This is a genomic window from Arthrobacter sp. NPDC093139 (genome assembly GCF_044754165.1).
In the GTDB taxonomy this organism is placed as follows: domain Bacteria; phylum Actinomycetota; class Actinomycetes; order Actinomycetales; family Micrococcaceae; genus Arthrobacter.
This window is the reverse complement of sequence record NZ_JBIVOO010000018.1, coordinates 65,579-87,932: the sequence shown is the minus strand read 5'-3', so window position 1 is coordinate 87,932 and position 22,354 is coordinate 65,579. Positions and strand designations below refer to the sequence as shown.

The window sequence follows — 22,354 nt, the reverse complement described above, 5'->3', positions numbered from 1 at the left end:
AGGGTGTGGGAGAGTAGGTCACCGCCGGACAACCATTACACGGTCGAGAGCCCCAACCACACGGTCGGGGCTCTCCCGCATTTAAACACCCAACCAACGCCGGCCCAGCGGCTAACCCTCAGTCGGTGCGTACGTTGGCCGTTGCCGTGCCTCCACGGCTGGAGTCCACGCGGACCATGGTTATCTGGCGGGATGGGCCCGGCTTGGTCGTCCAGGACCAGTTTCCAAGCGTGTTTATGGCTGCGGCACCGAGGCGCGAGGCCGTGCGCCCCGGAGTGACGTCATAGATCACCACGCTGGCCCCCGCTGATGCACCCGTGTACTGGGACGTGCCCGCGAAGGCGATGTCCTTGTTCAGCCGGTGCCGGGCAGTAGTGATCGTAACAACGTCGGCCTGTGCCGCCGGCTGAGTGGTTGTTGGTGCTGCCGTCTGCGTGGGCTGGCTTGTCGTGGTGGGTGCTGCGGTCTCCGTGGACGCCGGGCTCCCTGAGTCGTCCGTCGTCACCTCCTCGATGGGATGCGGCCTGACCGCTTCGATGGGGTCGTTGGGATCAGGTTCGTCGGGGTCATAACCCACGCTGAACTGGGCCATCATGTCGTGGTCCTCATGCGGCAGGTTGTGGCAGTGGATCATGTACCGGCCCCGGTGCGGTCCAAACTGCATGAGCAGGCGCACCGTCTCACCCTCACCCACGTACACGACGTCCTTGGGACCGCGTTCGTACGCGAACGGGGCTCGTCCGTTGCGGCTAAGGATCTGGAAGTCCACCAGGTGGATATGCAGGGGATGGAACCATCCACCGGAGCTGTTTTCGAATTCCCAGATCTCGATGTCGTTGAGGTCCGGATCGGCTACGACCTTCTTGTACCCGCTCTTGATGACTTCATCCCATGTCGTTCCGTCAATTGTCCAAATATCAAGGTCCCGTTTGAGGCGCATGTGCCTGGTCTTGACGGACTGTGTCGGCTTCAGGTTCATCGTGGCGCTGCCGGTCAGCAGGGTAGGCATCACCCTGGCGGCTGGTCCGGAGGTGTCCACCGGATCTCCCGTCACGTCGAATGCCATGATTTTGCCGGTGTAGTCATAGTCGATGTTGTTCTTGTTCGACAGGTTGCGCAGCTCGACCCGCTTGCCCACGGGGTACTTAGAGAAGTCGATGAGGATCTCGTAGCGTTCCGCGCCGGCCTGGCGCCAGGAGGTCACCTGCTGGGCGGCAGGCATGAGGCCGCCGTCGGTGCCAACCATGGTGACCGGATCCCCCGCCCCCAGCTGGAACCGGTAGGAGCGTGAGATGGAGGCGTTGAGGATGCGGAAGCGGTAGATGCGGCGCTGGACCTTCATGACAGGCCACGGTGCTCCGTTGACCAGGATGACGTCGCCCCACAGCCCGGAGTGGGTGTTGTCGTTGTAGCCGAGTGCACCGTTCTTGGCGAACATGGCGTCAGAGATGGTCAGCGGCACGTCGAACTTTCCCTGTGGAAGTAGGTTGCGTTCAACCTCATCGTGAATGTGGTACTGGCCGGCAAGGCCTGAGTACACACTCTGTGCGGTGTTATGCACGGCGTGGTCGTGGTACCAGAGCGTCCGGGCGGGCTGGAAGTTGGGGTACTCGTAGTCCTTGCACAGTCCGCGCCCGGTGAGGTCATTGGCGTAGCCGTCGTACTGGGGCAGGGATGCCGAACCATGAAGATGGGTTGAGGTGTCCAGCCGATAGCCCCACTGCGGGTGGAAGAGCGGCAACAGGTTGTCCATCTCCAGCGTGACTCGTTCACCCCGGTTCACCTTGATGGTGGGACCGGGGAACAACCCGTTGTACCCCAGGATCGGCGTCTTCAGCCCGGGGACGATGCTGCCCATTCCGGCGGTCTGCTCGATCTGATAAAGGTGAACCTTCTTGCCGTCGGCGCCAATGGTGGTGCTTTTAGGAGCGAGCACCGGTGGAATGGGCAGCGTTCGCTGGTACGGCCTGGGCATGTTTTTGGAGTCCAGCAAACTGGCAGATTTGGCATCAACGGAGGAGAGCGGGACTGCCAGCCCCAAGGCTCCGATGACGCCCACACCACCGATTTGCAATGCCTGACGGCGTGAAACTGACATGATTACCTCCTATGAAATGCCGAAAATCCAAATGCTTTAGATAAAGAGTTGTTGGTCCACCCTGCGAAAACCTTGTGTGGACTAGGGGTCCAGCGGCACGTCGTTTAGTGCCCGACCGGCTTGGGGGGACCCTTCAGGCCGGGACTCGAAGACCGGCTTTGCAGCGGCCGCAGGCCCGTAGGCTCCCACCAGCTCCCTTGCCGCCGCATGGCGTCCCCGGCCATCTGGAAGAACGCCCGCCTTGCGGCGCGCTGAAAGAAGCACGACGGCGGTCGCCGCGCCCAGGCTGCCCGCCCCGATCAACCACATGGCGAGGCCGGCGGGTTCTGCGTCCACAACGGATGCGATGTCGAAGGCCGGATTCACGGATATCTGCCACGGCTCCCTCCGGGCATCCGGCAGCTGGTCAGGTTGCTGGGCAAGGGCCCAGCCGTTAAAGCTGTAGAACGCCGCGGCACCCCCGAGGGCAAGCAACCTCCCTGTCAGTGCCGCCGCTGCAGGGCCGCTGAAGGCACGGGTCACCGATGTGATGAGCAGACAGCCAGCCAGCAGTGCGAGCATCGTCATGGCCGCGTACCCGAACTGGGTGGTCGAGGAATACTCCAGCAGTGGTGTGTAGTACAACAGGGTCAACGTCGCTGCCAGGCCCACCGCGGGCACAACGGGATCTGCCGTAGCCGACAGGACTGGCCGGATAACAGCGTCGATGACCTCAGCGGCGCCGCTGCTTCCGTCGTTCCGTCGTGCGATTGTCTGTTCCGCCAGGCTGAGTGGTGCCGCCGGCACCAGCAGCAGGGGCACAACAGCCGTCATGCTCATCTGGGTCAGGACATGGGCGCTGATGAGGTATTCCTGGGCTGCGTGGAGCCCACCGTTTGTCACGACAAAAAGAACCGCGATGCCGATCAACCATAGGGCAGTCCGGTAAGCAGGCCAGTTGCCTCCCCGCGAACGGAGCCTGCGCAGTCCCGCCAGGTACAGGACGATGGCCAATCCACAGGCGAGGCTCCACAGCGGGTCCGGCCTCCAGGCGGAGAATGCATCGACAGCTGAAGGAATCTGGGCCGTTTGTTCTGCCGCGCCCGTTTCGGCAACAGTCGGGGGAGGTGTGCGGGCAAGAGCGGCGGCCATTCCGGACGAGGCTCCCATAACGGCGAGTTCGGTCACAGCCAGAACAGTGAAGGCCTTGGCTCCCCGGTGGGGCGCCTGCTCGAGCTTGGTTATGACCCACTTGCGGTGGAGCAACCCGAAGATCCCCAACACAACGAACGCTGCGCTCTTTGCCGCGAGTATTGCTCCGTACGGGGTGGCAAGCGCCGTCAATGTGCCGATGCCCGACCAGCCCGCCAGAAGTCCCGATACCGCCAGGGCCACGAAGGAAACCAGCGCCAGAGCGGAATACCGCCGGACCACCGCGGGGATCATTGCCGGCTCCACGGTCTTGCGTAACACCACGAGCGCCAGCAGTCCGCCCAGCCAGACTGCGGCAGCGGCCATGTGCATCACTACGGAAAGGGCGCTGTCAGGATGGCTTCCGCTGCCAGTCGCATGCGAGTTCAAGGCGAGTGGAACGAGCCCCGCAAATGACAACAGGGCCGCGAGTGAAACTTCCCGGTGCCCATGGGCAATAAAACAAAGGACTGTCACCGTAGCCGCTAACAGGATGCTCAATGCTCCCCGTCTTCCGGCGTCAAGGTCCATGAGAAAACTGATGAACGCGGTTCCGGACCCCTCGGAAAACAAGGCCAGGTTCGCGAGGGAGTGAAAGGTGAGGAAGCTCATGGACACACTGGCTGCGGTCCACAATCCGGCGGAGATGCCCGCCAACATGAGCGCCTGGGTGAAGGCCTTTCCCTTCGGAGGCAGGGCAAACAACGCAAGCATCAGGGAACCGATGGTGCACGCGGCGGCCACATTGAAGACGAGCTTTACGAGGGGCAGGCCCCAAATAACGGCCGGCCCCGTCCTGGTCAGCAGTCCGGCCTCGGAGCCGGCCTGTTCGTAGTAAGCAATGGCAAGGGCCACAAGGCCGCATCCGACGACGACAATCGCCGCCGCAGCTGCCCTGCCGGTTGACCGCTTCATAATCCCCCCTCGGCGCCTCTTTCGTGTTCAGTCTCGCCACCCCTCCTTGGAGTTACCCTGTGGAGGGAAGGCCATGGGATCGCAGAACGGCAGGACGGCGGCCTGTGACGATATACACACCGGCCCCTCCGGGCGGCCCGGACGTTAGTGACTCGACCTGCCCTCGCCTAGAATTGCAAGAGATAAGCGGACGCCGAGTTGGTTCACATCGGGTTGCGCAGGACAACAAAACACGGATACGAGCGGCTGCGCATCGCGCCAGTGGTCGGCTCACTACAGGAGGAATCCACCATGGCTGAGCACAACGGCGGCAATCGCAGCGGGCATGACCGCGACAATTCGGGCAGCAACCGTGCACGGGGCGGTCCATTCAGGGGGACCAACAACTCCGGCGGTGATCCGAGAGGATTCAGGTCCAGGGAAGGACGCGGCGCTGACGACCCGCGCCGTGGCTCCAGCGGGGAGCGTAAGCCGTTTGGTGATCGTCCGCGTCGTGAGGGCGAGGGCGATCGTCGTAGCTTTGGTGGCGGGGAGCGTAAGCCCTTTGGTGATCGTCCGCGTCGTGAGGGCGAGGGTGATCGTCGTAGCTTTGGTGGCGGGGAGCGTAAGCCGTTTGGTGATCGTCCGCGTCGTGAGGGCGAGGGTGATCGCCGTAGCTTTGGTGGCGGGGAGCGTAAGCCGTTTGGTGATCGTCCGCGTCGTGACGGCGAGGGAGACCGACGCGGCTTCGGCGGCGGCGAGAACCGCAAACCGTTTGGTGACCGGCAGGAGAGGGCGCCGCGCAGCTTTGACCGGGGCGACTCCGGTCCGCGCCAGTTCGGCCGTGACAGGGCAGAGGACCGTCCGGTCCGCGTCCCCAACGTACGGGACCTGCGCAGCGCGAACCGCCCGGACCGCGAGCGTTCCCCCGAGATTGATGAGGACGTCACCGGCAAGGAACTGGACCGCGCTACGCAGCACCAGATCAAAACGCTCGAAGCCAAGAGCGCCGAATGGGTGGCCCGCCACCTCGTCATGGCCGGCCGTCTCCTCGACGAAGAGCCCGAACTCGCCTTCCAGCATGCCCTGGCTGCCAGCCGGCGCGGGGGACGGCTCGCTGCAGTCCGCGAAGCTGTCGGCCTCACGGCGTACGCCGCCGGACACTACGGCGAGGCCCTCCGTGAGTTCCGGACCTACCGCCGGATCAGCGGGTCCAACGTGCACCTGCCCGTCATGGCTGACTGCGAACGCGGACTCGGACGCCCGGACCGGGCCCTGGACGTGGTCCGCTCCGAGGAAGCCCAGGACCTGGACGCACCCGGCAAGGTGGAGCTGGCGATCGTCGCATCCGGTGCCCGTTCAGACCTGGGCCAGCTCGACGCCGCCGTGGCCGAGCTTGAGATCCCGCAGCTGGACATCAACCGCGCCTTCTCCTACAGCCCCCGCCTGTTCCGCGCCTACGCAGACGCACTGACGGCCGCCGGCCGTGAAGCCGAAGCCGGCAAGTGGCAGCGCCAGGCACTGGTGGCAGAGGAAGCCCTGGGGATGGGGGTTTCCGAGGAGCCGGACATCATCGACCTTGGCTGGGACGAGGAAGAGGAAGCCCGCGAGGAAGCCGAACGCCGCCGTCTGATAACCCAGGCGGCAGCCGATGCTGCTCCCGAACAGGCACGCGCCACTGCCGCCCAGCAGGCAGCAGAGGTCAGCCCCGAGGCCGCAGCCTCCGGGGCGGAGAGCGCGTCGGCGGGCGAGAACATCGACGACGCCGAAACCGACTACTTTTCGTCCGACGACGCCGAATCCGACGCCGACTCCGCCGAACCGGAGGATGAGGACGACGTCGAGGACGGTGCCGCCGAGGCGGAAGCACACGGTGAAGCGCACGGCGAGGCCGAAGCCCATGACGAATCTGAAGTTCACGAGGTCCGCCGGCCTGAAGGCTCGGAGGACTAGGAACGCATGACTGACGCGCATCTGATTTCGCGGTTCGACGCGCTGCTGTCCGACCTGGACGGCGTGGTGTACGCCGGTCCCCATGCCATCCCCGGCGCCGTGGATTCGCTGCAGCGCCTGGACGGCATCGGCGTCGGGCTCGGTTACGTGACCAACAATGCGTCCAGGACCCCGGCGCAGGTGGCCGCACACCTGCGCGAGTTGGGCGCCCCGGCCGAAGACCACCAGGTGGTGAGTTCGTCGCAGGCGGCAGCTGAGTTGCTGGCGTCGCTCCTTCCGGCGGGCGCTGCCGTCCTCATCACGGGCAGTCCCGCACTGGCCCACGAAATCGAGCTCGTGGGCCTGACGCCCGTGCACAGTGCTGCGGACAAGCCGGTGGCCGTCGTGCAGGGTTTCAACCCCGAAATCGGCTGGAAGGACCTGGCCGAAGCGTCGTACGTCGTGGCCGGCGGCGCCTTGTGGGTCGCCACCAACACGGACATGTCCATCCCGCAGGCCCGCGGGATTGCGCCGGGCAACGGCACCCTCGTGGCGGCTGTTGCTGCCGCAACCCGCCAGACGCCACGCGTCGCGGGCAAACCGGAGGCCCCACTGTTCCACGCTGCCGCCAAGCGCCTCGCGGCTGAGCGCCCGCTGGTGGTCGGCGACCGGCTGGACACGGACATCCTGGGCGGCAACCGGGCCGGCTTCGCCACCGTGGCGGTCCTCACCGGCGTCGACACCCGGGAGACGATCCTCGCAGCCCGTACGGATGAACGGCCTGACTTCCTCATTGACGACCTCACCGGGCTGTATCAGCCGTACCCTGCCGTGGAGCACGACGGCGGCGCTTACCGCTGCGGTGACGCCTCAGCTTCCGTGGACGGAGACAGTGTCCGCATCAGCGGCGACAAGGACAGCCTCGATTCCTGGCGTGCGGCCTGTGCCGCATGGTGGAATGCCCGCCCGCAGGCTCAGACGGCCACAGCGCCCGTGCTTGACTGGCTCGGTCAATAGACTGGTGCAATGACAGAGCCAAATCCTGACGCCGAGCTGGACGCAGCCGCGCAGATTGCGTGGCCTGAGCTGCCGCCGGCCGGCTTTGCCGAATCGGACACGGACGGCACGGACACGGACGGCACGCAGTTGGACGGCGCGCACTCGGACGGCACAGTTCAGGCAATTCTCGACCGGGTCCGGGATGTCCCCGGGCTTCCGGTGTCCGAGCACCCTGCCGCCTACGCGGAGATGCATGACAATCTGCTGGCAGCGCTGAACGAGGATATTTCCGGGCCCGCCGGCGGGTCCGCCGCCGCGGCAGGACCCGGTGCCGCCTGACATGGCCAGACTCGACCAGATCCTCGTCAGCCGCGGGCTGGCGCGTTCCCGCACGCACGCCGCACGGCTCATTGCCGACGGCAAAGTAACGTCTGCCGGGGACGTCCTCGCGAAAGCCTCGCTGCAGGTCGCAGACGACCGCGAGCTGACAGTGGCAGAAGACGCCACCGACACGTACGTCAGCCGTGCCGGGCACAAACTGGCCGGTGCGCTCGACGCTTTTCCCGCCGTCGCCGTCGCCGGGAAACGGTGCCTTGACGCCGGTGCGTCCACCGGCGGCTTTACCGATGTGCTCTTGAGGCGGGGAGCAGAGCACGTGGTGGCGGTCGACGTCGGGCACGGACAGCTCGTCCCGCAGCTCAGGGACGATCCCCGGGTGAGCGTCCATGAAGGGCTGAATGTCCGTTATATGGACCCGGTCCAGATCGGCGGCACGGCCGAGCTGACCGTAGCGGACCTGTCGTTCATCTCGCTGACCCTCGTGGTGGCGCCGCTGGCCGCGTGCACCAGCCCCGGCGGCGACCTCGTGCTCATGGTCAAACCGCAGTTCGAGATCGGCAAGGAACGGCTCGGCCGCACCGGCGTTGTCACGTCGGAGCGCGAACGCCGGATGGCAGTCGGTAAAGTAGCTGGGGCTGCCCACGATGCGGGACTGGAACTATGCGGACTGGCCACCAGCCCGCTCCCGGGGCAGGACGGAAATGTCGAATACTTCCTGTGGATAAAACGAAGAATTGCCGAAGACTTGCCTAAGATCGAAGAGCGGGATGCAGCCCTGGCTGCGTTGCTCGGGACAATCTGGCCAAACCACTAGAGAGCGGAACCGATGAGCAGGCGTGTACTGGTACTTGCCCACACCGGCCGCGAAGAATCCCTGAAGGCTGCCTGGGAGGCGTGTGCCCAGCTGCACGCGTGCGGCATCATCCCGGTGATGCAGGAATCCGAACTGGGCGACATGGAGGGCTTTTTCGGCCAGCTGGAGCATCCTGTGGAGGTGCTGCACGACCATGTCCAGTTGCCCGATGTGGAGCTCGTCATGGTGCTCGGCGGGGACGGCACCATCCTTCGCGCCGCGGAACTGGTCCGGGAAGTGGATGTTCCCCTCCTCGGCGTGAACCTGGGACACGTGGGATTCCTGGCCGAAAGCGAACGGGCTGACCTCGCACAGACCGTGGAGTGGATCGCCAGCCGTGAATACACGGTGGAAGAGCGCATGACCATAGACGTCCAGGTGTGGGTCCGCGGACAAAAAATCTGGCACACATGGGCCCTCAATGAGGCGGCTATCGAAAAAGGGAACCGCGAGCGGATGCTTGAGGTGGTCACCGAAGTGGACGAGCGCCCGCTGACCTCCTTCGGCTGCGACGGCGTGGTGCTCGCCACACCCACAGGATCGACCGCCTATGCATTCTCCGCCGGCGGCCCCGTGGTATGGCCCGAAGTGGAAGCCCTGCTGATCGTCCCCATCAGCGCCCACGCGCTGTTCGCCAAGCCCCTGGTCGTCTCACCGCGGTCCCGGCTGGCTGTGGAGGTGCTGAACCGCACGGACGCGCAGGGTGTGCTGTGGTGCGACGGCCGCCGATCGGTGGACCTCCCGCCAGGCGCCCGGGTGGAGGTCACGCGTTCCGCCACGCCCGTCCGCCTGGCCCGCACCCACCAGACGCCGTTCTCCGCGCGGCTGGTCCGCAAGTTCGAACTGCCTATCCACGGCTGGCGGGGCCCGGTGCCGCAGTCCGGGACCATCACCACGGGCCCGGTGCCGATTGTCCGGACCCCGCGGCCCATGGCACCGCCGCCGGCGCCCGGGTATGCCGGGCAGGTCCTGGCCGGGCAGGCTGAAGAAACCGATCCTCCGACCGGGAAGTGATCCATGCTTGAAGAACTGAGAATCCGCGATCTGGGCGTCATCACAGACGCCACGCTGCCGCTGGGCCCAGGGCTCAGCGTGGTCACCGGCGAGACCGGTGCCGGCAAGACTATGGTGGTCACCGCCGTCGGGCTGCTGCTGGGTGCGCGCTCCGACGCCGGGGCCGTCCGCAGCGGCGCCAAGAGCGCTTCCGCCGAAGCCGTCGTCAGGCTCGGTTCCGGGCATGTCGCCTTGGAGCGCGCCCGTGACGCCGGGGCGGAGATCGAGGAGTTCGACGGCGGTGCGGAACTGCTGCTGTCCCGCCGCCTCGGGGCGGACGGACGCAGCCGGGCGTTCCTCGGCGGCAGGGCCGCCCCGGTGGGGGTGCTGGCCGAAATCGGTGAATCGCTCGTGGTGGTGCACGGGCAGTCGGACCAGATCAGGCTCAAGGGCGCCACAGCCCAGCGCGAGGCGCTGGACAAGTTCGCAGGGGAGGCCCTGGCCGCCACACTCGGCGGCTTCCAACAGCTGTACGCCTCCTGGAAGGCCAGCCTGGCGGAGCTGGAAACGCTCCGCAGTGCCGCGCGGGACCGGCTGCGCGAGGCCGAATCGCTGGAGATCTCCCTGGCGGAGATCGACGCCGTGGACCCGCAGCCGGGGGAGGACGAAGCCCTCAAGGCCGAGGCCGTGAAGCTGGCAAACGTCGAGGAGCTCCGCATCGCCGCGACCACGGCGCACCAGGCGCTCATTGCCGAAGACTTCGGCGAAACCGGTGATGCCACCACGCTGGTGGATACTGCCAAACGGACGCTGGAGCACGTGGCCGAGCATGACGAAGAGCTCGGAGGCGCCGCTGCACGCCTCGCGGAAGTGGGGTTCCTGCTCAACGACATCGCCACGGAACTGGCAAGTTACCAGGCCGGGCTGGACTCGGAGGGGCCCGAGCGGCTGGCCGAGATCGAGGAACGCCGGGCTGCCCTGGCCAAGCTGGTCCGCAAGTATGCGCCCAGCATCGACGAGGTTCTGGAGTGGGCAGAGAAGGCCCGCGTCCGCTTCGATGAGCTGCAGGACGATTCCACGCGGATTGAGGCCCTGGACGCGGAGGTGGCCAGGGCGGAGGCAGAGCTCACCAAACAGGCTGCGGCCATCAGCAAGATCCGGGCCAAGGCCGCCAAGGAACTCTCCAGGCGGGTCAGTGCCGAGCTGAAGGCCCTCGCCATGGCGGACGCCACCCTGGTGATCAAGATTGAGGCTGCCGGCCAGCTGGGCCCCTATGGCGCAGACGAGATTTCCTTCCTGCTCCAGCCCCACTCGGGTGCACCCGCCCGGCCGCTTGGCAAGGGTGCGTCCGGCGGTGAGCTTTCGCGGGTCATGCTTGCCATCGAAGTCGTGCTCGCCGCCGTCGATCCCGTGCCCACTTTCGTCTTCGACGAAGTGGACGCCGGAGTGGGCGGCCGCGCCGCCGTCGAAATCGGGCGCCGGCTGGCCATGCTGGCCCGCCACGTCCAGGTCCTCGTGGTCACCCACCTGCCCCAGGTCGCCGCCTTCGCGGACCAGCACATCCGGGTCACCAAAACGTCAGTGCGGGGCTCCGACGGCGCCACCGCCACCGGGTTCACCTCCAGCGACGTCCAGCTGCTGGACGAACCGGAGCGTGTCAGGGAACTGGCACGGATGCTGGCAGGCCAGGAAGACTCGGAGACGGCCCGGGCCCATGCACAGGAGTTGCTGGACGACGCGAAGTTGCTGCCCCAGCGGGCCTAGGCGGCCTGGGCGCTTGGCTCGCTCTTGCCCACAGGCGCCGGACACGGGAGACTGAGGCATTTGGGGGCGCGATACCGACCCGTGGAAGGCTCAATTGATGATAGGCTCGAATTCCGTGGTGCAGCGATCAAATTCCCGTGTAAATTCCCGGTTCCCGGGCTCGTCCAAGACGACCAAACACATCTTCGTCACCGGCGGTGTGGCGTCCTCGCTCGGTAAGGGACTGACGGCGTCAAGCCTCGGCCACCTGCTGCGGGCACGCGGTTTGTCTGTAACTATGCAGAAGCTCGATCCCTACCTCAACGTGGATCCGGGCACGATGAACCCCTTCCAGCACGGCGAGGTCTTCGTCACAGACGACGGCGCCGAGACCGACCTCGACATCGGACACTACGAGCGCTTCCTCGACGAAAACCTCGAGGGCTCCGCGAACGTGACCACCGGCCAGGTCTACTCAACGGTTATCGCCAAAGAGCGGCGCGGCGAGTACCTCGGCGACACCGTCCAGGTCATCCCGCACATCACCGACGAGATCAAGCGCCGTATGCGGCTCCCCGCCGAGGGCAAGAACGCACCGGACGTCATCATCACCGAGATCGGCGGCACGGTTGGCGACATCGAGTCGCAGCCCTTCCTTGAGTCCGCCCGCCAGGTCCGCCAGGACATCGGCCGCACCAACGTCTTCTTCCTGCACGTGTCCCTGGTCCCGTACATCGGGCCCTCGCAGGAACTCAAGACCAAACCAACACAGCACTCAGTGGCGGCCCTGCGCTCCATCGGCATCCAGCCGGAAGCCATTGTGGTCCGCTCCGACCGTGAAGTACCCGACGCGATGCGCGAAAAGATCGGCCGCATGTGCGACGTCGACATCGACGCCGTGGTCAACGCCGCCGATGCCCCCAGCATTTACGACATCCCCAAGACCCTGCACACCCAGGGCCTGGATTCCTACATCGTCCGGGCGCTCGACCTGCCCTTCAAGGATGTCGACTGGACCAGCTGGGACAAGCTGCTCGAAGCCGTCCACAATCCCAAGCACGAAGTTGAAATTGCCCTCGTCGGCAAGTACATCGACCTTCCGGACGCCTACCTCTCCGTGACGGAGGCCCTGCGCGCCGGCGGTTTCGCCAACGACGCCAAGGTCAAGATCCGCTGGGTCCCGTCCGACGAGTGCGAAACCCACGAAGGTGCTGTCCGTTCGCTGGACGGTGTGAACGCCATTTGTGTTCCCGGCGGGTTTGGTATCCGCGGCCTCGAAGGCAAGCTGGGGGCCCTGAAGTTCGCCCGCGAAAGCAGGCTTCCAGTGCTGGGCCTGTGCCTCGGCCTGCAGTGCATGGTTATCGAGTACGCCCGCAACGTGGTCGGTTTGGAGGGTGCTTCCTCCAGCGAGTTCGAGCCCGACTCCAAGTACCCGGTCATCGCCACGATGGAAGAGCAGCTCGAGTTCGTTGAAGGCCGCGGTGACCTCGGGGGCACCATGCGCCTTGGACTCTACGAAGCCAAGCTGGACGAGGGCTCGGTCATTGCCGAAACGTACGGCACCACCACCGTCAGCGAACGCCACCGCCACCGGTACGAGGTCAACAACAAGTACCGCGATCAAATCGCGGCCCAGGGTCTCGTATTCTCCGGCACATCTCCGGACGGCAAGCTAGTCGAATATGTGGAGCTGCCGCGCGAAGTACACCCGTACTACGTGGCCACGCAGGCGCATCCTGAGCTCAGCTCCCGGCCCACACGCCCGCACCCGCTTTTTGCCGGGCTGGTCAAGGCTGCACTGGACCACCAAGGCGGCAGCGCCGACAACGGCTCCGCTGCTCCTGTGACCCAGACCGCAGCGTCGGAGCTGCCCGCTGCCGAGGCTGCCTCCGGGGCCACTGCCCGCTAGCTCACTGCCGGCTAGAGCTGACTGCAGAGTAGACCACAGCACCAATGATGGAGGACGGCGCGATGCCCGGAATTTCTGAAAACACCCCTGCTGCACGGCAGGTTTCGGATGCTCCGAGCCCGCGCCGTCTGCTGTCCACGGAAAAGGTCTACGAGGGCAGGATCTGGGACGTTGTGAGCGACAGCTTCAAGCTCACCGACGACGGCAACCCGCTGGTCCGGGACTACATCGACCACCCCGGGGCCGTGGCCATACTGCCCATGAATGACGACGGCGAGGTGCTGCTGATCAAGCAGTACCGGCACCCGGTCGGCATGGACCTCTGGGAGATTCCCGCGGGCCTGCTGGACGTCGAGGGCGAGAACTTTGTGGTGGGAGCCGCCCGCGAACTCGCTGAGGAAGCGGACCTCGTGGCGAGCACCTGGAACGTCCTGGCGGACTTTTTCAACTCTCCCGGATCATCCAGCGAAGCCATCCGCATCTACCTTGCCCGCGGGCTAACCGAAGTGCCGCACCACGAGCTTCACCTCCGCACCGACGAGGAAGCCGAGATTGAACTGCACTGGATCCCGCTCGAAGAAGCCGTGGCTGCGGTGCTGGAGGGGCGCCTGCACAACCCCTCCGCCGTCGTCGGAGTCCTTGCAGCCGCTGCGGCGAAAGGAGACGGCTTCGACGGGCTGCGGCCGGCTGACGCTCCATGGCCGGCCCACCCCAGCCAGCGCTGATGACCGCAGGCACGGCAGCAGCTGAGACCCCACCGGCCCCTGGTGATCCTGGAACTGGTGATCCTGAAACGGAGCCCCGGGAAGAGGCTCAGGTGCGCCCGAGTCCTGACCGTACCCGTCCCGATCGCCCCAGAACCGCGATCGACCGGGCCGTGACCGACTACATCCAGCACATGGGCGTGGAGCGGGGACTGGCGGCCAACACTCTGTCCGCCTACCGCCGTGACCTCACGCGGTACTCCAACTATCTTGCCGCCGAAGGCCTCAGCCGCCCCGGCGATGTGACGCGCCGCCATGTGACGGGCTTCGCCCAAGCGTTGTCGGACGGTTCGGACGGCGGAACGCCGCTGGGTGTTCGGTCAGCGGCCCGCACCGTCGTCGCCGTCCGGGGACTGCACAAGTTCTGGGCATTGGAAGGCATGACGACGGCGGATCCCGCCAGCGATGTCCACCCGCCCCTGCCGGGGAAGCGGCTGCCCAAGGCCATTACCGTGGATGAGGTCACCCGGATACTCGAAGCCGCCGGTACCGACACTGCGACAGGCCTGCGGGACCGTGCCCTCCTTGAATTCCTCTATTCCACGGGCGCCCGCATCAGCGAGGCCGTAGGGCTGGACGTGGATGACATCTCGGTGCAGCCGGCCGAAGACGGACCCGCCATAGTGCGGCTGTTCGGCAAGGGATCGAAGGAGCGGCTGGTTCCGCTCGGGTCCTATGGCGCCCGGGCCCTGGACGCTTACCTGGTGCGTGGCCGCCCACTGCTTGCCGCTAAGGGCAAGGGCACGCCGGCGCTCTTCCTCAATGCCCGCGGCGGGCGGATCAGCAGGCAGAGCGCCTGGACGATTTTGAAGGCCGCCGCTGAAAAGGCCAACATCACCAAGGACGTGTCCCCGCACACCCTGCGCCACTCGTTCGCCACCCACCTGCTCGAGGGCGGGGCTGACGTCCGGGTAGTGCAGGAACTTCTGGGCCACGCCTCCGTCACCACCACCCAGGTGTATACGCTCGTGACCGCCGACACGCTCCGGGAAATCTATGCCGCGGCTCACCCGAGGGCCCTGGGATAGATCCGGAGCGGGGCGGATGCTGATTACCAAATCCTCCTTTCCAAAACCCGCGGCCGGTGCGTGTAAGAAAGCACCCCTTCGCCGACACTTAACAGTTAGCGGATGACGGTCATCCGTATGCAGGGGGATCAGCATGTTGGCTACCAGGGAGCATCAGTTTGCGTTGATGCACTCAGAGTATTTCGGGCGGGTGTACCGCTACATCGCGTACCGCGTCAACGACGGCGCAAGGGCCGAAGAATTGACCGCCGACGTGTTCCGCGTCGCCTGGGAAAAAGGCACCCCGGATGTTCCTGGCCTGGGCTGGCTGCTGGCCACGGCAAAGAACCTGATAGGCAACGAATACCGGGGCAGGCAGCGGAGCCGGCAGCTTACCGAGCAACTGGAGGCTCGGGCCAGGCTGTCGGTCCAAGACGGGGACGATGCAGAGCGCGCAGCCGTCACCGAGGCACTCATGCTGCTCAACGAAAAGGACCGCGAGATCCTCATGCTGAGCTATTGGGATGGACTGACCACGGCCGAACTCGCTGAAACGCTCAATTGCTCCGCGTCCGCCGCCGGGGTGCGGCTCCACCGGGCGCGCAAGGCGTTCGCCCGCGTTGTTCCGGCGCATCTGATGATGGACAGGAAAGGCTAGCCATGGACCGCATCGAAGAACTCATCAAGAAAGCACGGCCCAACGTGGTGGTCCCGGACGGGCCCGGTGGCAGTGCAGGCGCCGCCGGCAAGGCAAGCGGCAAATGGCCGCCTGTCACCGACGACTCCAGGCCACCCGTAACAGAACTTATTTCCGCCGCGGCGTCACGGCCCGCAACAGGCCGGAGCAGCCGGACCGCGCTCCGGATGGCCGTGGCGGGCCTGGCTGCCGCCGCGGTAATCATCGGCGGCGTCGTGGCCGGGAACCTGGGAAGGCCTGTCTCTGCCCCGGCTCCTGCAGCCAGCCAGGAAACGTCAGCCACAGCTACCCCAACGCGGACGGTACCCGTAAAGGCAGGTCCCACGGCAGCAGCCCCAGCAACAGCCACATCGCCTGTACCGTCGCCGGCACGGCCGGCGCAGTCGGCCCCGGCAGCTACAGCCGTCGCTCCGCCGGCGGAAACCCCGATGCCTGCCGAGCCGACACCTCCGATTGTGACGCCGACCGGCAGCGCCCCCTTGCCCCTCCCGGCAGGATGGAGCACCTATGCAAGTCCAGGCGGCGCGGTCAGTTTCGACCATCCGGGCACGTGGAGCATCCTACCCAACGCGAGCTCGTTCCCGGACATGGTGAACGTTAGCGTCAAGGACCAGGCCGGCAAGCTCATGGCGACACTGACGTACGGGGGAGCGGGCGGACTGGGCGGCGCATGCCGCCAGGATCCTGTGCCATATACCGTGCTGGATTTCGCCACCGTGGACGTTCCCTACAACCCGCAGATCCCTGATTCGGTCACCCCGAGATTCGCTTTCCGTGCCATGCCTGACGGCGGCGGCGTGGTGGCTTCCTACGGGCTGACAAGCACGGTGGGGGGTCAGGACGGGAAGGCCTGCATGATCTATAACGTGGTCAACGGTCCTCCCAGTTCGAGCATCTACATGTTTGCCAGTGCGGTGCAGATGAGCCTCGGAGATTATGAACGGGGCGGTGCCCTGACGTTCACCGGCATGGACGAGGCCCGTGCCTATATGGGGACACCGGAGTACGCCGCGGCCAAACGCATGATCATGTCACTGCGGATTTCTGACGGATAGCGGACGCGCCGCTAGGCTGGACTGCATGACTTCGGTGCCCGTGACCCTGTGCTTCCTTCTTCGGGAGCGCCCGGGGAACGGGCCCGAGGTGCTCCTGGGCCTCAAAAAGACCGGTTTTGGAACCGGCAAGATCGTTGGCCTGGGCGGCCACGTCGAAGCGGGGGAGACCGATGCCGAGGCTGCCTGCCGGGAGGTCCTGGAGGAAGCCGGCGTAGTGGTTCTCGAGGAGGACCTGTTCGACGCCGGATCGGTGGAGTTTGTTTTTCCCGCCCGTCCGGAGTGGGACATGAGCACGAGGCTCTTCACCACGCGCCGCTGGCAGGGGGAGCCCGAGGAAAGCGCGGAGATCGCCCCGGCCTGGTTCAGGATCGACGCCCTGCCGCTGGAGCGCATGTGGGACGATGCCACCCACTGGCTTCCGCACGCGCTGGGCGGTGCGAAGATCGACGTCGTCATTGTTCTGAACGACGACAATGAAACGGTGCTTGACGTGCGGAACTACCTCAACCTGGGCCCTGAAACCCCGGGTACCCCCTAATCGCGAATGCCCCGCAAACATCCGGAACGACGTCAACGGGACCATGGCCGGATCAGGAATTTCCGAGGTTTGCGTAACTCTTGCCCACCGGCTGGAAACTAAACAGGTAGCGTGCAGCTCAGGACACTACCTTAGGGGGACATCGTGCTTTCCGAGCGCGAACTGGCGTTTATTGAGGTCCACAAGGACAGCTACCCGGCCGTCCTAAGATTTGTTCGCCGGAGGGTGGCCTCCGCGGAAGAGGCAGAGGAAATAGCAGCCGATGTCTTCCGGGTGGTGTGGCAGAAATCCGACCGTGAAGACCGGACCGACGTCGCCTGGCTGCTCTCCATCGCCCGCAACCTGATCGGGAATGCTTACCGTAGCCGTGACCGGCAGCGGGCACTTCAGGACAAGCTCAGGGCAATGGCCGTGGTGCAATTCGGCGGGGAGTCGGAACAGGTGGCCGTTGAGGATGCCATGGCGGGGCTTCGTGCCCAGGACAGGGAGATTCTCCAGCTGGCATATTGGGACTGCCTCAACACAGCGGAGATCGCCGGCATGCTGCAGTGCAGTGAGTCCGCCGCCAAGGTGCGCCTGCATCGTGCACGTGCCGCGTTCCGCAAGAGAATGCCCGCCGGCGCAGTATCGATGAAGCAGAGGATGGGTGCCTGACATGGATCCGATCAAGAAGATGATTTCCGCAACGGACCCTCTCAGGGATGACCCGTCCGGTGCCGTGGACGGGGAAGCGGCACTCCGCCGGATCCTGTCCGAGCAGACCGCTTCCAGCGACAGCATTCCTGCCGGTGTGGTGCCCTTCCCGGATCGCAGGCTGAGGCGGGCCCGGTTGGCCGGCGTGCTGACGCTCGCGGCGGCTGTCGCCGCGGGCGTTCTCGTGGCCATTAACCTCGGTCCGCTGACCTCGGCCACTTTACCGGCTGCCACCACGTCAGCGTCAGAGGCGCCGACGCCGGCGGCAACGAGCCCTGCGCCCGCGCCGTCCACCACCACACCAGCGGTGGTGCGGCCGCCAGCCCCCGCCTGGAAATCCTTCACCGACGGAACGGGCCAGGCAACCTTTGAGCATCCCATCGGCTGGACGATAACCGAATCCCCACAGACGAGCGACGCGGGTGCGTTCAACGTTGTCCAGGTGAAGAATTCCGCCGGCAGAACGATGGCAACTCTACGGCTGGTCTACGACGGGGCAGGAGGGCCCGTTTGCCAGGAACCCAAGCCCTTCCACACTCTCGACTCCGTCGTCCTGGACATTCCGCAGAAGGCCTCGAAACTCAAGGAGTTCCCCCGCGGCCCCTCAGCGTTCATGTTCAGGGTCATCGAGTCCGACAAGGTCTACGGCTCCATGGCGTTGAGTGACATCGTCCTCGCTCCCGGCAGAGAAACCTGCGGGCTGGACAACACCATCCTGGCCCCGGATGGTGTTCCGTTCGTGCATTTCGGAGACGCATTGTGGCTTGAAGCCAGTGGCCGGGAGGCGGCGCTTACCTTTGACTCGGTTGTTGCGGCCAAGGCCTACATGAAGACGCAGGAGTATCAAGACATAAAGCGGATGCTTGTTTCACTCGAGTTGCGGCCACTCAACTAGCGCTCCCCTTTCTGCCGACGGCTTGCAACGCCGGCTTGCAACGACGGCTTCCGATGACGGCGGGCCGGCCACCTCGCGAAGGTGACCGGCCCGCCGTCTAACGTCCTCCGGGAGCAATTCCTATGGAACGTGCCGTTCCTCGGCGCCGTTGTACGTGCTCAGCGGACGGATCAGCGAGTTCGATTCGAGCTGTTCCATGATGTGGGCCGTCCAGCCGGTGATGCGGCTGGCGACGAACAGCGGAGTGAACATCTGGGTGTCGAAACCCATGAGGTGATACGTGGGTCCGGCGGGGTAGTCGAGGTTCGGCTTGATCCCCTTGGCCTCATCCATGGCCGCCTCGAGCCCGTTGTACAGGCCCAGCAGCTCTGGCCGGCCGTAGTGGGCGATCATCTTGTCCAGGGCTGCCTTCATGGTGGGCACCCGGGAGTCGCCGTGCTTGTACACGCGGTGCCCGAAGCCCATTACCTTCTTCTTGTTGGCCAGCGCATGTTCCATCCAGGCCTTGGCCCGGGCTGCTGCGTCCTCAAGGGATTCCTCCGGCCGGATACCGATCTCGTCGAAGGTGTGCATGACGGCCTCGTTGGCGCCGCCGTGCAGCGGACCCTTGAGTGCGCCGATGGCACCTGTCACCGCCGAATGCAGATCGGACAGCGTGGACGTGATGACCCTGCCGGCGAAGGTGGAGGCGTTGAATGAATGCTCGGCGTAGAGGATCATCGAGACGTTGAAGGCCTCCACAACCTCCGGTACGGATTCCTCGCCGAACGTCATCCACAGGAAGTTGGCGGAGTAGCCGAGGTCATCGCGGGGCTCCACGGGTTCGATGGGGCGTCCCGCCGCGCGCCGGCGGCGCTGGTCGTAAGCGACGACGGCGGGCATGGCCGCGAACAGGTCGATTGCCTTTGTCATGTTGGCTTCCCGGGAGGAATCCTCCGCGAGTTCGTGGCGCGCGCCCATGACCGAGGCTGCGGTCCTGCAGACATCCATGGGGTGTGCTGTGACCGGCAGGACGTCGATCACCTGCTTCACCACAGGATCCAGCGGACGGCCGGCCCGCTCCTGCGCCGTAAAGGCTGCCAGTTCCTCCCTGGTGGGAAGTTCTCCGTTCCAGAGCAGGTAGGCTACTTCCTCGAAGCTGCACCGTGCCGCGAGTTCCTGGACCGGGTAGCCCCGGTACAGCAATGAGTTCGTATCGGAGTTGACCTTCGAGACGGCGGTGTAATCCACCACGACGCCGGCGAGGCCTTTTTTGATCTCTTCTTCAGCCATGCTGAGCTCCTTCGTTCCTTGCCTCAGTTGACCGGCCCCCGGCCGGCGGTTCGGTATGGATTGCGCGTCAGTCAGTTCCGGGGATCCGGAAATTAAAGACGCCGGTATCAAACCGGTTGTAGCCCTCGTAGTCCACGAGGTCATACAGCCGCGCACGGGTGAGCATGCTCCCTACCTGTGCCTCCTGCGTTCCGTCAGCCCTGATTGAGTCCAGAGTACGCTCAGCAGCGCCCATGGCACTACGGAGCAGGGTCACCGGATAAATCACCATGTTCACGCCCACTCCCTGCAGTTGGTCCACGGTGAAGAGCGCACTTTTGCCGAATTCCGTCATGTTAGCCAGAATCGGCACCTCTACCGCATCCCGGATGGCCTGGAACTCTTCCAACGTGGCCATGGCTTCCGGGAAGATGGCGTCGGCCCCGGCCTCAACCAGGGCCTTTGCCCGCTCCTGCGCCGCTTCGAGGCCCTCAACCGCCCGGATGTCCGTGCGGGCCATGATGAGGAAGTTCGGGTCACGCCGGGCATCGGCAGCAGCCCTGATCCGTTTGGTGGCCGTGGCCAGGTCCACGACATTCTTGCCGTCCAGATGGCCGCAGCGCTTGGGGTTGAACTGGTCCTCGATGTGGCAGCCGGCGAGACCGGCGTTTTCCAGTTCCTGGACGCTGCGGGCGACGTTCATGGGTTCGCCGAATCCGGTGTCGGCGTCCACGATGGAGGGCAGGTCGGTCATCCGGGCGATCTGGCCGGCGCGCGTGGCCACCTCGGTGAGGGTGGTCAGGCCGATGTCCGGCAGCCCGAGGTCATTGGCCAGGACAGCGCCGGAGATGTAGATGCCGGCGAAGCCTTTCTCCTCGATCAGCCGTGCGGAGAGCGGGTTGAAGGCCCCGGGAAACTGCTGGATGGTGCCGGACGCGAGCATTTCACGGAAGCGCAGGCGCTTCTCCTCTGGCGTGGTCTTGGAATAGAGCATCTAGAACAGTCCCTTGGGTGCCGCTGCGAAGTCAATGACGCCGGGTGCGGCGGTGATGTTCAGCTGGTCCAGTTCACCGGCCGCCAACTCTGGGAGGCGTTGGACGGCGGCGAGGAACCGTTCGATTTCGGCTTCTTCGACCAGGCCGGCGGCCAAGGTGCGGAACTTGTTGACATACTGCTCGCGGGCGAACGGCCGGGCACCGAGCGGATGTGCATCGGCGACGGCAATCTCGTCCCTGATGACGGTGCCGTCGGACAGGGTGACTTCCACGGAGCCGCCGAACGCCTTCTCGTTGATGTCAAGGGAGTGGTAGCGGCGGGTCCATTCCGGATCCTCCACAGTTGAAACCTTCTGCCACAGGTCAACGGTGTCTGGCCGGGCGGCGCGTTCAGGGGCGTAGGAGTCCACGTGGTGCCAGGAACCGTCCTGCAGCGCGACGGTGAAGATGTACGGGATGGAGTGGTCCAGGGTCTCCCGGGACGCGGTGGGGCTGTACTTCTGCGGATCCTTCGCGCCGGAGCCGATCACGAAGTGGGTGTGGTGACTGGTCTTGATCAGCACCGACTGCACGTTGGCCGGGTCCGTCGCCTCGGGGTGTTCCTTGTGCAGCTTCCGTGCCAGGTCGATCCAGGCCTGGGCCTGGTATTCCGCGGAGTGTTCCTTGGTGTAGGTGTCCAGGATGGCGCGTTTCGCCTCTCCGGGCGTCGGCAGCGGGACCATGTAAGAGGCGTCCGGGCCGTCCAGCATCCAGGCGATCACGCCGTCTTCGCCTTCATAGATCGGCACCGGGGAGGTCTGGCCGCGCATCGAACGGTCCACGGCTTCCACGGCCATCTTGCCGGCGAACGCGGGGGCGTGGGCCTTCCATGTGGAGATCTCGCCCTTGCGCGACTGGCGCGTGGCGGTGGTGGTGTGCAGGGCCTGGCCCACCGACTGGAAGATCGTCTCGACGTCGAGGCCCAGCAGGGTTCCGATGCCCGCGGCGGCGGAGGGGCCGAGGTGCGCCACGTGGTCGATCTTGTGTTTGTGCAGGCAGATCGCCTTGACCAGGTTCACCTGGATCTCGTAACCGGTGGCGATGCCGCGGATCAGGTCCGCGCCGCTGGAGCCGACGTGCTGGGCCACAGCCAGGATCGGCGGGATATTGTCGCCCGGGTGGGAGTAGTCCGCCGCGAGGAAGGTGTCGTGGTAGTCCAGTTCGCGGACAGCCACGCCATTGGCCCATGCCGCCCACTCCGGCGAAACCCGCTCGCCGATTCCGAAGACCTTCGACCCCTTTCCGTTGGCGGAGGGACCGTGGGTGAGGGCCTGTGCCCGGGCAGCGATGATCGGGGCACGGTTCAGGGACGCGACGGCCACGGAGGCGTTGTCGATGATCCGGTTGATCACCATCTCCGTGACATCGTCAGTCACGCCGACAGGATCGGCTGCCACCACGGCGATCTTGTGGGCGAGCTGGTCCTCGCGGGGCAGGTTTTCCTCGCTCTTGTATACGCGGACGTGGTGTTCCTTAACCATGGGGGCTCC

At 65.5% G+C, this 22,354-nt stretch carries 20 protein-coding genes; 14 read left to right on the top strand and 6 right to left on the bottom strand.

The window, feature by feature from the left end; all coding sequences use genetic code 11:
- Positions 1-118: 118 nt before the first annotated feature.
- From ACIP90_RS19990 to ACIP90_RS19980, 3 genes are all read right to left on the bottom strand, one after another.
- Positions 119-2,098: a multicopper oxidase family protein gene (locus ACIP90_RS19990; RefSeq protein ID WP_400581453.1), complete on the bottom strand. Its 1,980-nt coding sequence runs from the start codon at positions 2,096-2,098 to the stop codon at positions 119-121.
- An 81-nt stretch (positions 2,099-2,179) separates the two neighbouring features.
- Positions 2,180-4,183, bottom strand: a complete 2,004-nt coding sequence (locus ACIP90_RS19985; protein ID WP_400581452.1) for a cytochrome c oxidase assembly protein — start codon at positions 4,181-4,183, stop codon at positions 2,180-2,182.
- 273 nt (positions 4,184-4,456) lie between these two features.
- Positions 4,457-5,245, bottom strand: a complete 789-nt coding sequence (locus tag ACIP90_RS19980) for a hypothetical protein (protein ID WP_400581451.1) — start codon at positions 5,243-5,245, stop codon at positions 4,457-4,459.
- On the opposite strand from ACIP90_RS19980, the gene ACIP90_RS19975 reads away from it, so the two are divergent.
- The 14 genes from ACIP90_RS19975 to ACIP90_RS19910 all read left to right on the top strand — a co-directional run bounded on the left by ACIP90_RS19975 (position 5,198) and on the right by ACIP90_RS19910 (position 18,579).
- A complete protein-coding gene (locus tag ACIP90_RS19975) occupies positions 5,198-6,115 on the top strand; it encodes a hypothetical protein (RefSeq protein WP_400581450.1) in 918 nt (305 codons plus the stop codon). The two genes, ACIP90_RS19980 and ACIP90_RS19975, sit on opposite strands and share 48 nt — an antisense overlap.
- A gap of 6 nt (positions 6,116-6,121) precedes the next feature.
- The gene (locus tag ACIP90_RS19970) at positions 6,122-7,111 is read left to right on the top strand and encodes an HAD-IIA family hydrolase (protein ID WP_400581449.1); all 990 of its coding nucleotides are present in this window, start codon (positions 6,122-6,124) and stop codon (positions 7,109-7,111) included.
- A gap of 9 nt (positions 7,112-7,120) precedes the next feature.
- Positions 7,121-7,432: a hypothetical protein gene (locus ACIP90_RS19965; RefSeq protein ID WP_400581448.1), complete on the top strand. Its 312-nt coding sequence runs from the start codon at positions 7,121-7,123 to the stop codon at positions 7,430-7,432.
- Between the two features lies 1 nt (position 7,433).
- Positions 7,434-8,246 carry a TlyA family RNA methyltransferase gene (locus ACIP90_RS19960; RefSeq protein WP_400581447.1) on the top strand — a complete coding sequence of 271 codons (813 nt, stop codon included), beginning with the start codon at positions 7,434-7,436 and terminating at the stop codon, positions 8,244-8,246.
- Between the two features lie 12 nt (positions 8,247-8,258).
- Positions 8,259-9,299: an NAD kinase gene (locus tag ACIP90_RS19955; RefSeq protein ID WP_400581445.1), complete on the top strand. Its 1,041-nt coding sequence runs from the start codon at positions 8,259-8,261 to the stop codon at positions 9,297-9,299.
- Positions 9,300-9,302: 3 nt separating this feature from the next.
- Positions 9,303-11,042, top strand: a complete 1,740-nt coding sequence (gene recN / locus ACIP90_RS19950) for a DNA repair protein RecN (protein ID WP_400581444.1) — start codon at positions 9,303-9,305, stop codon at positions 11,040-11,042.
- Between the two features lie 97 nt (positions 11,043-11,139).
- Positions 11,140-12,930, top strand: a complete 1,791-nt coding sequence (locus ACIP90_RS19945) for a CTP synthase (RefSeq protein ID WP_400581443.1) — start codon at positions 11,140-11,142, stop codon at positions 12,928-12,930.
- A gap of 62 nt (positions 12,931-12,992) precedes the next feature.
- A complete protein-coding gene (locus ACIP90_RS19940; protein WP_400581441.1) occupies positions 12,993-13,655 on the top strand; it encodes an NUDIX domain-containing protein in 663 nt (220 codons plus the stop codon).
- A complete protein-coding gene (gene xerD, locus ACIP90_RS19935) occupies positions 13,655-14,722 on the top strand; it encodes a site-specific tyrosine recombinase XerD (RefSeq protein WP_400581439.1) in 1,068 nt (355 codons plus the stop codon). The genes ACIP90_RS19940 and xerD overlap by 1 nt, the downstream gene beginning before the upstream one ends.
- Positions 14,723-14,888: 166 nt before the next feature.
- Positions 14,889-15,359 (top strand): RNA polymerase sigma factor, encoded by a 471-nt coding sequence (locus tag ACIP90_RS19930; protein ID WP_400581437.1) that lies wholly within the window; start codon positions 14,889-14,891, stop codon positions 15,357-15,359.
- A 2-nt stretch (positions 15,360-15,361) separates the two neighbouring features.
- Positions 15,362-16,453, top strand: coding sequence for a hypothetical protein (locus ACIP90_RS19925; RefSeq protein ID WP_400581435.1), 1,092 nt, complete (start codon positions 15,362-15,364; stop codon positions 16,451-16,453).
- A gap of 25 nt (positions 16,454-16,478) precedes the next feature.
- Positions 16,479-16,991: an 8-oxo-dGTP diphosphatase gene (locus ACIP90_RS19920; protein ID WP_400581433.1), complete on the top strand. Its 513-nt coding sequence runs from the start codon at positions 16,479-16,481 to the stop codon at positions 16,989-16,991.
- Positions 16,992-17,135: 144 nt separating this feature from the next.
- Complete coding sequence (locus ACIP90_RS19915; RefSeq protein ID WP_400581431.1) at positions 17,136-17,645, top strand: RNA polymerase sigma factor; 510 nt, start codon at positions 17,136-17,138, stop codon at positions 17,643-17,645.
- A gap of 1 nt (position 17,646) precedes the next feature.
- Complete coding sequence (locus ACIP90_RS19910) at positions 17,647-18,579, top strand: hypothetical protein (RefSeq protein ID WP_400581429.1); 933 nt, start codon at positions 17,647-17,649, stop codon at positions 18,577-18,579.
- Between the two features lie 120 nt (positions 18,580-18,699).
- Here the strand turns inward: ACIP90_RS19910 and ACIP90_RS19905 are convergent, their stop codons facing one another.
- From ACIP90_RS19905 to ACIP90_RS19895, 3 genes are all read right to left on the bottom strand, one after another.
- Positions 18,700-19,851 carry a bifunctional 2-methylcitrate synthase/citrate synthase gene (locus ACIP90_RS19905; protein WP_400581427.1) on the bottom strand — a complete coding sequence of 384 codons (1,152 nt, stop codon included), beginning with the start codon at positions 19,849-19,851 and terminating at the stop codon, positions 18,700-18,702.
- A gap of 67 nt (positions 19,852-19,918) precedes the next feature.
- A complete protein-coding gene (gene prpB / locus ACIP90_RS19900; protein ID WP_400581425.1) occupies positions 19,919-20,824 on the bottom strand; it encodes a methylisocitrate lyase in 906 nt (301 codons plus the stop codon).
- Positions 20,825-22,345, bottom strand: a complete 1,521-nt coding sequence (locus ACIP90_RS19895; RefSeq protein ID WP_400581424.1) for an MmgE/PrpD family protein — start codon at positions 22,343-22,345, stop codon at positions 20,825-20,827. It abuts the gene before it with no gap.
- Between the last annotated feature and the right edge of the window lie 9 nt (positions 22,346-22,354).